At 69.1% G+C, this 12,338-nt stretch carries 11 protein-coding genes; 10 read left to right on the top strand and 1 reads right to left on the bottom strand.

Translation table 11 applies throughout. The annotated features are described in order from the left end of the window. Positions 1 to 45 precede the first annotated feature (45 nt). From HEP73_RS13560 to HEP73_RS13520, 9 genes are all read left to right on the top strand, one after another. Positions 46 to 1,362: an acetylglutamate kinase gene (locus tag HEP73_RS13560; RefSeq protein WP_185820381.1), complete on the top strand. Its 1,317-nt coding sequence runs from the start codon at positions 46 to 48 to the stop codon at positions 1,360 to 1,362. Positions 1,363 to 1,367: 5 nt separating this feature from the next. After that, the gene (locus tag HEP73_RS13555; protein ID WP_185820380.1) at positions 1,368 to 1,979 is read left to right on the top strand and encodes a GNAT family N-acetyltransferase; all 612 of its coding nucleotides are present in this window, start codon (positions 1,368 to 1,370) and stop codon (positions 1,977 to 1,979) included. Further along, the gene (gene argC, locus HEP73_RS13550) at positions 1,976 to 2,944 is read left to right on the top strand and encodes an N-acetyl-gamma-glutamyl-phosphate reductase (protein WP_185820379.1); all 969 of its coding nucleotides are present in this window, start codon (positions 1,976 to 1,978) and stop codon (positions 2,942 to 2,944) included. Before HEP73_RS13555 ends, argC begins: the two co-directional genes overlap by 4 nt. Positions 2,945 to 2,999: 55 nt before the next feature. After that, on the top strand, positions 3,000 to 4,295 hold the full coding sequence (argH, locus tag HEP73_RS13545) for an argininosuccinate lyase (RefSeq protein WP_185820378.1): 1,296 nt from the start codon (positions 3,000 to 3,002) through the stop codon (positions 4,293 to 4,295). Position 4,296: 1 nt separating this feature from the next. Further along, on the top strand, positions 4,297 to 4,674 hold the full coding sequence (locus HEP73_RS13540) for a cupin domain-containing protein (protein WP_185820377.1): 378 nt from the start codon (positions 4,297 to 4,299) through the stop codon (positions 4,672 to 4,674). A gap of 170 nt (positions 4,675 to 4,844) precedes the next feature. After that, a complete protein-coding gene (locus HEP73_RS13535; RefSeq protein ID WP_185820376.1) occupies positions 4,845 to 5,642 on the top strand; it encodes a hypothetical protein in 798 nt (265 codons plus the stop codon). An 88-nt stretch (positions 5,643 to 5,730) separates the two neighbouring features. Next, the gene (locus HEP73_RS13530; protein ID WP_185820375.1) at positions 5,731 to 5,985 is read left to right on the top strand and encodes a YciI family protein; all 255 of its coding nucleotides are present in this window, start codon (positions 5,731 to 5,733) and stop codon (positions 5,983 to 5,985) included. A gap of 19 nt (positions 5,986 to 6,004) precedes the next feature. Next, a complete protein-coding gene (gene proB / locus HEP73_RS13525) occupies positions 6,005 to 7,195 on the top strand; it encodes a glutamate 5-kinase (protein WP_185820374.1) in 1,191 nt (396 codons plus the stop codon). 177 nt (positions 7,196 to 7,372) lie between these two features. Next, positions 7,373 to 8,620, top strand: coding sequence for a glutamate-5-semialdehyde dehydrogenase (locus tag HEP73_RS13520; protein WP_185820373.1), 1,248 nt, complete (start codon positions 7,373 to 7,375; stop codon positions 8,618 to 8,620). Positions 8,621 to 8,667: 47 nt separating this feature from the next. Here HEP73_RS13520 and HEP73_RS13515 read toward each other — a convergent pair whose 3' ends face one another. Then, the gene (locus HEP73_RS13515) at positions 8,668 to 9,891 is read right to left on the bottom strand and encodes a GGDEF domain-containing protein (protein WP_185820372.1); all 1,224 of its coding nucleotides are present in this window, start codon (positions 9,889 to 9,891) and stop codon (positions 8,668 to 8,670) included. 170 nt (positions 9,892 to 10,061) lie between these two features. Here HEP73_RS13515 and HEP73_RS13510 point away from each other — a divergent pair, with 170 nt between their 5' ends. Next, the gene (locus tag HEP73_RS13510; protein WP_185820371.1) at positions 10,062 to 11,978 is read left to right on the top strand and encodes a CocE/NonD family hydrolase; all 1,917 of its coding nucleotides are present in this window, start codon (positions 10,062 to 10,064) and stop codon (positions 11,976 to 11,978) included. Positions 11,979 to 12,338 lie beyond the last annotated feature (360 nt).

The following is a 12,338-nucleotide window of genomic DNA, read 5'->3' as shown; positions in this document are numbered from 1 at the left end:
GGCCACGGCCCTTCCATCCCGGATCACGGAACCGCCATCACCGCCATGCACGCCAACAAGCAAACCCGCCAGACCATCGTCCGCCTGCTCTCGAGCATGGCCAGCGCCAAGGAGATCAGCCAGTACCTCAAGCGCTTTTCGCAGCTGGACGCCAAGCGCTTCGCCGTGGTCAAGGTCGGCGGCGCGGTGCTGCGCGACGATCTGGAGGCGCTGACCTCGTCGCTGTCGTTCCTGCAGGAAGTCGGGCTGACCCCGATCGTGCTGCACGGCGCCGGTCCGCAGCTGGATGCGGAGCTGTCGGCCGCCGGCATCGAGAAACAGACCGTCAACGGCCTGCGGGTGACCTCGCCGGAAGCGCTGGCGATTGTGCGCAAGGTGTTCCAGGCCTCCAACCTCAAGCTGGTCGAAGCGCTGCAACAGAACGGCGCGCGCGCTACCTCGATCACCGGCGGGGTGTTCGAGGCGCAGTACCTGGACCGCGACACCTACGGCCTGGTCGGCGAGGTCAAGGCGGTGAACCTGGCGCCGATCGAGGCCAGCCTGCAGGCCGGCTCGATCCCGGTGATCACCAGCCTGGGCGAAACCCCGAGCGGGCAGATCCTCAACATCAACGCCGATTTCGCCGCCAACGAACTGGTGCAGGAACTGCAGCCGTACAAGATCATCTTCCTCACCGGCACCGGCGGGCTGCTCGACGAGGAGGGCAGGGTGATCGATTCGATCAACCTGTCTACCGAGTATGCGCACCTGATGCAGCAGCCGTGGATCAACGGCGGCATGCGGGTCAAGATCGAACAGATCAAGGATCTGCTGGACCGCCTGCCGCTGGAATCGTCGGTGTCGATCACGCGCCCCGCGGACTTGGCCAAGGAACTGTTCACCCACAAGGGTTCTGGCACGCTGGTACGGCGCGGCGAGAAGGTGCTGCGCGCCACGGCGTGGAGCGAGCTGGACACGCAGCGGCTGAAGTCGCTGATCGAATCCAGCTTCGGCCGCACCCTGGTGCCGGACTATTTCGACAAGACCCGGCTGCTGCGCGCTTACGTCAGCGAGAACTATCGCGCCGCAGTGATCCTGACCAACGAGGATGGCTACACCTACCTCGACAAGTTCGCCGTGCTCGACGACGCGCAGGGCGAAGGCCTGGGCCGCGCGGTGTGGAACGTGATGCGCGAGGAGACGCCGCAGCTGTTCTGGCGCTCGCGCCACAACAACCAGGTCAACATCTTCTACTACGCCGAATCCGACGGCTGCTTCAAGCAGGAGAAGTGGAAGGTGTTCTGGTACGGGCTGGAGAACTTCGAGCAGATCCAGCACTGCGTGGCGCATTGCGCCACGCGCAAGCCGACCCTGCTGGGCTGAGCACGATGAGCCTGGACCTGCTGCCTGCGCTGTGGCGCGACGTGCCGACCTTGCAAGGCCTCCATGCGTCGCTGGAACCGTTGCAGCATGCGCATGCCGACGCCTTGCGCGCGGCGCTGCACGGCAGCGGCCTGGAGCGGCTGTGGTACACCAGCGTGCCGGCGCCGGACCAGGTCGATGGCTATGTGGCCGCGGCGCTGGACGCGCAGGCGCAGGGCCGCGTGCTGCCGTTCGCGGTGCGCGATGCGGCCGGCGCGGTCGTCGGCAGCACCCGCTTCTACGGCCTGGACGCCGAGGTGCCGACGCTGCTGATCGGCTACACCTGGTATGCGCCGCGCGTGCAGCGCAGCGGGGTCAATACCGAGGTCAAGCGCATGCTGCTGCAGTACGCGTTCGAGACCTTGCAGTGCATCAGCGTCGGTTTCGAAACCAGCTGGTTCAACCATACCTCGCGCGCCGCCATCGCCCGGCTCGGCGCCAAGCAGGACGGCGTGCTGCGCAACCACAAGCGCCACGCCGACGGCACGCCGCGCGATACCGTGGTGTTCTCCATCATCGATACGGAATGGGCCGGGGTGAAACGCCACCTGCAGTTCCGCCTGGACTCGCATACATGACTTCCAACACCCATGGCGTCGGCATCGTCGGCGCGCGCGGCCACACCGGCGCCGAACTGATCAAGCTGGTCGCCGCGCATCCGCGGCTGCACCTGGCCTTCGTGTCCTCGCGCGAGCTGGCCGGCCAGCGCGTGGCCGAGCACAGCGCCGATTACCGCGGCGAATTGCGCTACGAAAATCTGGACGCCGACGCGGTGGCGGCCAAACGTGCCGATGCGGTGGTGCTGGCACTGCCCAACGGCAAGGCCGCGCCCTACGTCGCAGCGCTGGACGCGGTGGCGGCCGAGACCATCGTCGTCGATCTGTCGGCGGACTACCGCTTCGATCCCAGCTGGTACTACGGCCTGCCGGAACTGACCCGCGGCCGCTATGCAGGGCAGAAGCGGATCAGCAATCCCGGCTGCTACGCCACCGCGATGCAGCTGGCGATCGCGCCGCTGCTCGACCAGCTGGCCGGCCCGCCGCAGTGCTTCGGCGTGTCCGGCTATTCCGGCGCCGGCACCACGCCGTCGGACAAGAACAACCCCGAACTGCTGCGCGACAACCTGATGCCGTACGCGCTGACCGACCACATGCACGAGCGCGAAGTGTCCGCGCAACTGGGCGTGCCGGTGGAGTTCATGCCGCATGTGGCGCCGCATTTCCGCGGCATCACCATGACCGTGAACCTGTGGCTGCAGCAACCGCTCACCCTGGACACGATCCAGCGCCGCTACCGCGAGCGTTACGCCGGCGAGCCGCTGATCGAGGTGCTCGACGACGCGCCATGGGTCAGCCGTATCGCCGGCAAGCACGGCGTGCAGATCGGCGGCTTCACCCTGGCGCCGGGCAACAAGCGCCTGGTGGTGGTGGCGACCCTGGACAACTTGCTCAAGGGCGCTGCGACCCAGGCGATGCAGAATCTCAACCTGGCGCTCGGCTTGGACGAATTGACCGCGATTCCGGTGGTGGGGCAGACGCAATGAGCTTCCTTGCCGCGGCTTTCGACTCCCCATTCCCCATTCCCGATTCCCCCAAAAAATGACCAATCTCCTCTGGCAAAAACCCGGCGTCGCCGTCGATGCCAAGATCCAGGCGTTCCTGGCCGGCGACGACGTGATCCTGGACCGCGAATTCTTCCTGCACGACATTGCCGCCAGCGGCGCGCATGCCGAAGGCCTGCAGCGCATCGGCATCCTGTCGGCCGACGAACTGGCCGGGCTGCAGCGCGAACTGGCGATCCTGGCCGAGGATTTCCGCAGCGGCGCGTTCGTGCTCGACGAGCGCTTCGAAGACGGCCATTCGGCGATCGAGGCGCGGCTCACCGAGCGCCTGGGCGATGCCGGCCGCAAGATCCACACCGGGCGCAGCCGCAACGACCAGATCCTGGTCGCCACCCGCCTGTGGCTGAAGGAACGGCTGGCGCAACTGGCGCAGTTGAGCCGCGAGATCGCCAAGGTCGCGCTGGACCGCGCGCAGGCCGAGCAGGCGCTGCCGCTGCCGGGCTACACGCATATCCAGCGCGCCGTGGTGTCTTCGGCAGGGATGTGGTGGGCCGGCTGGGCCGAGGCCTTCATCGACGATGCGATCCGCGCCCACGACACGCTGCGCCTGATCGACGCCAATCCGCTCGGCACCGCCGCCGGTTACGGTGTCAATCTGAAACTCGACCGCGAGCACACCACCGCCGCGCTCGGCTTCGCGCGCATGCAGGTCAGTCCGATCTACGCGCAACTGTCGCGCGGCAAGTTCGAGATGGCCGCGCTGGAAGCGCTGGGTAGCGCGACCCTGGACCTGCGCCGATTGGCCTGGGATCTTTCGCTGTTCACCAGCGGCGAGTTCGGCTTCGTCGCCTTGCCGGCGCAGTACACCACCGGCAGCTCGATCATGCCCAACAAGCGCAACCCGGACGTGATCGAACTGATGCGCGCCACCCACGCCAGTGTGGCCGCGGCGCGTACCGAGATCGAGCAGCTGCTGTCGCTGCCGTCCGGCTACCACCGCGACCTGCAAAGCAGCAAGGGCGCGATCTTCCACGGCTTCGGCCGCGGCCTGGCCGCGCTGGAACTGCTGCCGGCGCTGCTGGCCAACCTGGAGTGGCGCGAAGACAGGCTGCGCGCGGCGATCGACTCGGGCATGTACGCCACCGACGTCGCGGTCGAGGCGGCGCTGGCCGGCGTGCCGTTCCGCGAGGCCTACCAGGCGGCGGCTGCGTCGGCTGCCAGCGCAGGGCAGGGGCGCACGCCGGAAGGCAGCCTGGCCGCGCGGGTCTCGCCCGGTGCTGCCGCCGACCTGCGTCTGGCCGAATTGCAATCGCGCTGGGATGCGCTGGCCTGAGATGGGCGCCGTCGACACCGCCACTGCCGAACACTACACCTGGGGTAGCGCTTGCGATGGCTGGCATCTGCTGCGTGGCGCCGACCTGGGCGTGATCGAAGAACGCATGCCGCCCGGCAGCGTCGAGCAACGCCACCTGCATCGTCATGCGCGGCAATTCTTCTACGTGCTGGCCGGGCAGGCGGTGCTGGAACTGGACGGGCGCCAGCACAGGTTGGACGCCGGCCAGGGACTGCACGTGCCGCCAGGCAGCGCGCACCAGATGCGCAACGCGTCGGCCGCGGACCTGCGTTTTCTGCTCGTGTCTGCGCCGCATAGCCATGGCGACCGCGAACCGGCGCCGCTCGCTTCGATGGGCACAGCGGAGGACGGTCGATGAACACCCTGTGCCTGGCGATGGCGATGCGCAAGCCTGATTTTCCTGCCGCGCTGGTCGGGCCGCATCGCGCCTTTCTAGCGTGGATGCGCGCCGAGGGCCGGATGGATGCGTTGGCGGCTTCGCCGCCAGCAGCGGCGTAGCGGATTGCCTTTTCATCGGAAGGAGGATGCATGAACCGATCGACCGCGTTGCCGCAGATAGCCAAGCGCTATGCCTGGGCCGCGCTGGCGGCGTTGCTGTTGCCGCTGCTGCTGGCGCCGTGCTTTCCGGCGCATGCGGCAGCCGCAGTCGGTGACGCGCTGAAGGTGGCGGTGTACCGCGGCAAGGCCGGTTGCCGCGGCTGTTCGGAAATGGTCGTGAAGTCGTTGCAGGGAAGCGGACTGAAGCTCGAAGTCGCCTATGTCGGCGAGCGCGAGCCGCTCAAGGTGAACGCGCGCACGCTGAGCGGATTCGACCTGTACATCCAGCCCGGCGGCGGGCAGGACATTCCCGCCGCCTACGCCGCCATCGGCGACGACGGTGCCGAGGCGATCCGCGCGTTCGTGCGCGGCGGCAAGGGCTTCCTCGGCTTGTGCATGGGCGCCTATCTCGCCGACCGCGACTGGATCGGGCTGGTCGACGTGGCGCTGCTATCGGAGGTCGGGCGCCCGGGCTCGAGTATCGACGACGAGGGCGACCATACGATCGATGTGCGCTGGGACGGGGCGCTGGAACGCGTCTACTATCAGGACGGTCCGTATTTCACCGGCAACGCCGCGTCGGGCTATGCGCCGATCGCCCACTACCGCAACGGCGACGTGGCCATGGCTCGCTACGGCTATGGCGCCGGCACGGTGCTGCTGACCGGCCCGCATCCCGAAGCTGACGCCAGCTGGATGGACGAGGATGGCGGCGACGCTTCGGCGCAGGACAAGATGCGGCGCCTGCTGCGCTACTTCGCGGCGACGCGCATGGCTGTGGTGCGCTAGTGTCGACAGCGGCCACTGGCAGGCGCTGCGGGAATGGCGGACGGCCACGCTGGCCGGGTGGTGACGTAGTCGATCGAGGAGAAGCGGGATGACGTTGTACCTGGTGATGGCGATGCGCAAGCCGGACTTTCCGCCGTCGGTGGTGCAGCCGCACCGCGATTTTCTCGCCGCATTGCGCGCACGCGGGCTGCTGGAACTGGCCGGCGGTTTCGGCGATGGCAGCGGCGGCGCCTACCTGCTGAAGAATGTCGCCAGCCTGGAGCAGGCGCGGGCGATCGTCGCCGAGGATCCGCTGGCGATCGAGGACGCGTCGGAACTGAGCGTGTATGCATGGAACGCGTAATGAGTCGGGCGCGGCGGCGATGAATGTCGTGACCGCTGGCGCATCGGCGTTCGTCGAGCAGGCGTTGCCGCCGTGGCGGCGCGCGGTGCTCAAGGTCGGCAGCAGCCTGCTCGCCGCCGATGGCGGCGGCGGGCTGTCGCCGCGCTACGCGCTGGGGCTGGCGCAGTTCGTCTCGGCCAACCTGGCGGCCGGGCGCGAACTGGTGATCGTGTCCTCCGGTGCGGTCGCCGCCGGCCGCGCGATCCTGCCGCGGGCCGCCGAGGCCGGCGCGGCGATCGCCGCGCGGCAGGCGCTGGCCGCGCTCGGCCAGGCGCAGCTGATCGCGCTGTGGCAGCGCTTCTTCGAGCGCCCGGTGGCGCAGGTGCTGCTGACCCACGACGACCTGCGCAACCGCCGCCGCTACCTCAACGCGCGCGCCACCCTGGGCGAGCTGTTGCGGCTGGGCGCGCTGCCGGTGGTCAATGAGAACGACACCGTGTCGGTGGACGAGCTCAAGCTCGGCGACAACGATAATCTCGCGGCCATCGTCGCCGCGCTGGTCGATGCCGACGCGCTGTTCATCGCCACCGACATCGACGGCCTGTACACCGCCGATCCGCGCAGCGATCCGCGTGCGCAGCCGCTGGACGACGTCCCCGAGCTGACCGCGGCGGTGCTGGCGATGGCCGGCGGCAGCGCCAGCAGCGTCGGCACCGGCGGCATGCGCACCAAGCTGGAGGCCGCGGCCAAGGCCGGCGCCGCCGGCATCGAGACCTATCTGTTCAACGGCCGCAGCGCCGAGGTGGTGCGCGGCCTGGCCCAGGACCGCCTGCGCGGCACCCGCATCCATCCTGCGCGCACCCGCATCGCCGCGCGCAAGTACTGGCTGCGCCAGGTGCCGGTGGAACCCGGCGCGATCCTGGTCGACGCCGGCGCCGCCGACGCGCTGGCCGACAAGGGCGCCTCGCTGCTGCCCGGCGGCGTGGCCGGCGCCGAAGGCGACTTCCGCCGCGGCGACATGGTCGAGGTGCGCCTGCGCGACGCCACCGGCGAGCGCTGCCTGGCGCGCGGCGTCAGCCAGTACTCCGCCGCCGACGTGCGCCGCATCGCCCGCCGCCACTCGCGCGACATCGAAGCGATCCTGGGGTATAGCTATGGAGAGAATGTGATTCACCGCGACGATCTGGTGGTGATTCGGGACTCGGGACTCGGGACCCGGGACCCGGTGTAAGCGCGGCCGGCCGGCGCATGGCCGGGCCGATACGCCATCGCATCGCTTACCTTCGGCAAATGCGAAAACGCTTCGAACATCTTTCGCATCGATGGCTTGACAGTTCCCGCCGCTCGCACAGCCTTTCCGAGTCCCGAGTCCCGAGTCCCGAGTCCCGCCTAAACACTGGAACCATCCATGAGCACGATCCGAATCCAAGCCCTGCAATGCCGCGATGCCGCGCAGGCGTTGGCGCAGTTGTCCTCGGCGGCCAAGCAGGCCTTGCTGGAGGCGATGGCGGCGGCGCTGGAGGCGGATGCGGAGACGATCCTCGCCGCCAATGCGCGCGACCTGGAGGCGGCGCGGGCCAGGGACGTCGGCACTGCGATGCTCGACCGGCTGGCGTTGGACGGCAAGCGCCTGGCCGGCGTCGCCGCGGCGTTGCGCGAGGTGGCGGCGCTGCCCGATCCGGTCGGCCAGGTCACCCGCGACGACGTGCGCCCGAACGGCATCCGCGTGCAGAAGGTGCGGGTGCCGCTGGGCGTGATCGCGATGATCTACGAGGCGCGCCCGAACGTCACCGCCGATGCCGCGGCGCTGTGCATCAAGGCCGGCAACGGTGTGATCCTGCGCGGCGGCTCCGAAGCGATCCATTCCAACACCGCGATCGCCGCCGCGCTGCGGCGCGCGCTGCGCGAAGCCGGGATCGGCGAGGACGCGCTGACCCTGGTCGAGGACCTGCGCCGCGAGACCATGCTGGAACTGCTGCAGCTCACCGACATCGTCGACTTGGCGATCCCGCGCGGCGGCGAGGGCCTGATCCGCTTCGTCGCCGAGCACGCGCGGGTGCCGGTGATCAAGCACTACAAAGGCGTATGCCACCTGTTCGTGGACGCCTCGGCGGACCTGGAACTGGCGGTGAAGCTGCTGGTGGACGGCAAGACCACGCGCCCGGCCGCGTGCAATTCGCTGGAGACGCTGCTGGTGCACGCCGACGTCGCCGCGCGCTTCCTGCCGCTGGCGGCGCAGGCGCTGCAGCAGCGCGGCGTGGCCCTGCGCGGCGACGACGCCAGCCGCGAGCTGCTGCCGGACATCGACGCGGCCAGCGATGCCGACTACGCCGCCGAATTCCTCGACCTGATCCTGGCGATTCGCGTGGTGCCGGACCTGGACGCGGCGATCGCGCACATCCGCCACTACGGCTCGGACCACACCGAAGTCATCGCCACCGCCGATGCGGCCAACGCCGAGGCGTTCGTGCAGGCGCTGCGCGCGGCGGTGGTGATGGTCAACGCCTCCTCGCGCTTTTCCGACGGCGGCGAACTCGGCCTGGGCGCGGAGATCGGCATCTCCACCACGCGCCTGCACGCCTACGGCCCGATGGGCCTGGAAGCGCTGACCGTGGAGCGCTTCGTGGTGCGCGGCGCGGGGCAGGTGCGGCACTGACCGTTGCACCTGCCTGCGCTGCGGTAACGGCGCGGCAGGCGGAGCGCCTAGGATCCGGTCGGCAACGGATCTTGGTTGATGCTGGATACCACGCGGTTGCGTCCTGCGGCCTTGGCCCGGTAGAGCATGCGGTCGGCTTCCGCCACCAGTGCATCGATCCGCGGCACGCCGCCGACCGAGGTCGCCACGCCGATGCTGATGGTGGCGTCGATGCGGCGTCCTTCCACTTCCCTGGCGTCGGCCATGAACGCAAGGCGCAGCCGCTCGGCCATCGCGTTGGCCTGCGCCAGATCGGTGTCCGGCAGCACGCAGACGAACTCTTCGCCGCCGAAACGGAAGATCCAGTCGCCCTTGCGCAGGCTGCGTTGCGCGACCTGCGCGGCCAGCACGATGACCGCGTCGCCAAGCCGATGGCCATGGCGGTCGTTGATGCGTTTGAAATGGTCGATGTCGAAGAACAGCACCGAGCGGCGGCGCGCGCCGCGATCGCGCCATTGCTCCGCGCGCTGCTCGAAGAAGCGGCGGTTGTACAGGCCGGTCATCGGATCGCGCACCGAGTCGTCGTAGTAGCGCAGCGCGTCGCGCTCCTTGTGCATGGCCACCAGCAGCGCGCTCGCCAGCAGCACGTGCAGCAGGATCCGCACGTTGTAGAACACCACTGCCCAGGTCTGCGCGGGCGCCGCGCCCAATGGCTGCGGCAGCCAGTGCGCGAAGGCCACCGCCAGCGCCGCCAGCCCTGCGGCCACCCCGAATACGATGGCCAGCAGCCTGGCCGACGGAAGGCCGCCGTTGCGCCGGCGCCACAGTTCTCTCGCCGGTAGCGCGCTGTAGAGGCAGACCAGCCCGACGCGCAGGCCCGCGTTGGCCATGGCCCAGCCGTAGCGGTCGAACACGGCGATCGCCAGGCCCAGCCACAGCAGTGCCGGCAGCAGCAGCCAGCCCCAGCGCGGCGGGCGGTCGTAGAACGCGCGGATCGCCTGCCAGCCGAACGCATAGGCGAGGGTGATGCAGAACGCGCCCAGTTGCAGACCGAGCCTGCCGGGAAACGCCTGCGGCTGGATCAGGAAGGCGCAGCCGCAGGCGCCTGCGAAGAACGGCATCGCCAGCCACAGGCGCTTGCCCGCCTGCGGGCGGGCGACCAGCACCAGCAACGACAGGCACAGCAGCACCACGGTGGTGTAGCCGAGCAGCGTGGGGACATCGACCATGGCGGCAACGAAGGCCTTGTACTGGCGGGTGGTTGCCAGACAGGCCTTATCGGAAAACGCCATTATCCCCCCATTGTTCCGACGCGTGCGGGGCGCGTTGCCGACGCCGTTCCGCGCTGCGGCCCGCCGCTTCAGGTTCACGACGCAGCCGCCATGCGCGCCGAGGCGGGAGCGACACTTCCGCCAGGGCCGCGGTTGCGCCTACAGTCGCGATCTCACTGTCCGGAGGTTCCATGCGCCCCATCGCCGCCCGCTTGCTCGTCACCGTCATTGCCGCCGCGCTGGCCGCCGCCGCCCAGGCGCAGACCGCGCCGATGACCCCCGACATCACCGGCAAGGCCTTTGTCGCCCCGACCGAGGCCAACGACTACATCAAGCGCGAGGTGATGATTCCGATGCGCGACGGGGTCAAGCTGCACACGGTGATCGTGCTGCCCAAGGGCGCGCAGCACGCGCCGATGCTGCTGACGCGCACGCCCTACGACGCCAGCGGCCGCGCCAGCCGCATGGCCTCGCCGCATATGCGCGACCTGTTGCCGCAGGGCGACGAAGTGTTCGTCGACGGCGGCTACATCCGTGTGTTCCAGGACATCCGCGGCAAGTACGGTTCGCAGGGCGACTACGTGATGACCCGGCCGCTGCGCGGCCCGCTCAACGGCAGCAAGGTCGACCATGCCACCGACGCCTGGGACACGATCGACTGGCTGGTCAAGAACGTGCGCGAGTCCAACGGCAAGGTCGGCATGATCGGCTCGTCCTACGAAGGCTTCACCGTGGTCATGGCGCTGACCGACCCGCATCCGGCGCTGAAGGTGGCCGCGCCGGAAAGCCCGATGATCGACGGCTGGATGGGCGACGACTGGCTCAACTACGGCGCCTTCCGCCAGGTCAACTTCGACTACTTCACCGGCCAGCTGACCCAGCGCGGCAAGGGCAGCGGCATCCCGCGCCACGGCCACGACGACTACAGCAATTTCCTGCGCGCCGGCTCGGCCGGCGACTACGCCAAGGCCGCGGGCCTGGAGCAGCTGCCGTGGTGGCACAAGCTCACCGAGCACCCGGCCTACGACGCGTTCTGGCAGGGCCAGGCGCTGGACAAGGTGATGGCGCGCACCGCGCTGAAGGTGCCGACGATGTGGCTGCAGGGCCTGTGGGACCAGGAGGACATGTGGGGCGCGATCCACAGCTACCAGGCGATGGAGCCGCGCGACGCCGGCAACGACAGGAACTATCTGGTGATGGGGCCGTGGCGGCACAGCCAGGTCAACTACGACGGCTCGGCGCTGGGCGCGCTGAAGTTCGACGGCGACACCGCGCTGCAGTTCCGCCGCGACGTGCTCAAGCCGTTCTTCGACCAGTACCTCGTCGATGGCGCGGCCAAGGCCGACACGCCGCCGGTGTTCATCTACAACACCGGCGAGAACCACTGGGATCGCCTGCAGGCCTGGCCGCGCAGCTGTGAGCAAGGCTGCGCGGCGCGCAGCAAGCCGCTGTACCTGGGCGCCGGCGGCACGCTGTCGTTCGACGCGCCCACGGCCGGGCAGGGCGACTACGAGGAATACGTGTCCGACCCGGCCAAGCCGGTGCCGTTCGTGCCGCGCCCGGTCGATTTCGGCGATCGCGACATGTGGACCAGCTGGCTGGTGCACGACCAGCGCTTCGTCGATGGCCGCCCCGACGTGCTGACCTTCGTCAGCGCGCCGCTGGACGCGCCGCTTAGCATCGCCGGCGTGCCCGACGTGCACCTGCAGGCCTCCACCAGCGGCAGCGACAGCGATTGGGTGGTGAAGCTGATCGACGTCTACCCGGACGAAATGGCCTCCGATCCGAAACTGGGCGGCTACGAACTGGCAGTGTCGATGGCGATCTTCCGCGGCCGCTACCGCGAGAGCTTCGAGACGCCCAAGCCGATCGCGCCGAACCAGCCACTGGTCTACAGCTTCGGCCTGCCTACCGCCAACCACACCTTCCAGCGCGGCCACCGGGTAATGGTGCAGGTGCAGTCCAGCCTGTTCCCGCTGTACGACCGCAACCCGCAGACCTACGTGCCCAACATCTACTTCGCCAAGCCCGGCGATTACCAGAAGGCGACGCAGCGCATCTGGCACACGCCGCAGCAGGCGAGTTACATCAGTCTGCCGGTGCGCTGAGCGCGTCGTCCCCGGCGCGCTAGGGCGGGCGCCGGGGCCTTTCTCAACAGTGACGAGCGGCGCACAGATGCGGCGCAGCACGCGTTGCTCGCGCCATGCCGGTGCTGCATCGCGCTATATCAAATCGGGCAGCAGGCACGCGCCGCCGAGACGATGCCTGCCGCGAGTCGGGTCTGCCTGCATGGGCCTGCACGATCGGATGGGCCGGGAGGCATCGAGCGCCACTTGCCTGGCTACACGGACGCGATGTCGGCTTCGGATCGGAGCAGGCGAGGCCGCCGTCATGAGCGTGCAGCGCAAGCGCCAGCGCCTTGCCGCAGACACAAAAAAACCCGGAAAACTGACGTTTTCCAGGCTTCT

Source organism: Xanthomonas sp. GW (assembly GCF_014236815.1).
In the GTDB taxonomy this organism is placed as follows: domain Bacteria; phylum Pseudomonadota; class Gammaproteobacteria; order Xanthomonadales; family Xanthomonadaceae; genus Xanthomonas_A.
This window is presented reverse-complemented; position numbering and strand designations above follow the sequence as displayed.

Coding starts and splice junctions, on each gene's coding strand:
- HEP73_RS13560 (WP_185820381.1), top strand. CDS start 46: ATGCACGCCAACAAGCAAACCCGCCAGACCATCGTCCGCCTGCTCTCG.
- HEP73_RS13555 (WP_185820380.1), top strand. CDS start 1,368: ATGAGCCTGGACCTGCTGCCTGCGCTGTGGCGCGACGTGCCGACCTTG.
- argC (WP_185820379.1), top strand. CDS start 1,976: ATGACTTCCAACACCCATGGCGTCGGCATCGTCGGCGCGCGCGGCCAC.
- argH (WP_185820378.1), top strand. CDS start 3,000: ATGACCAATCTCCTCTGGCAAAAACCCGGCGTCGCCGTCGATGCCAAG.
- HEP73_RS13540 (WP_185820377.1), top strand. CDS start 4,297: ATGGGCGCCGTCGACACCGCCACTGCCGAACACTACACCTGGGGTAGC.
- HEP73_RS13535 (WP_185820376.1), top strand. CDS start 4,845: ATGAACCGATCGACCGCGTTGCCGCAGATAGCCAAGCGCTATGCCTGG.
- HEP73_RS13530 (WP_185820375.1), top strand. CDS start 5,731: ATGACGTTGTACCTGGTGATGGCGATGCGCAAGCCGGACTTTCCGCCG.
- proB (WP_185820374.1), top strand. CDS start 6,005: ATGAATGTCGTGACCGCTGGCGCATCGGCGTTCGTCGAGCAGGCGTTG.
- HEP73_RS13520 (WP_185820373.1), top strand. CDS start 7,373: ATGAGCACGATCCGAATCCAAGCCCTGCAATGCCGCGATGCCGCGCAG.
- HEP73_RS13515 (WP_185820372.1), bottom strand. CDS start 9,891: ATGGCGTTTTCCGATAAGGCCTGTCTGGCAACCACCCGCCAGTACAAG.
- HEP73_RS13510 (WP_185820371.1), top strand. CDS start 10,062: ATGCGCCCCATCGCCGCCCGCTTGCTCGTCACCGTCATTGCCGCCGCG.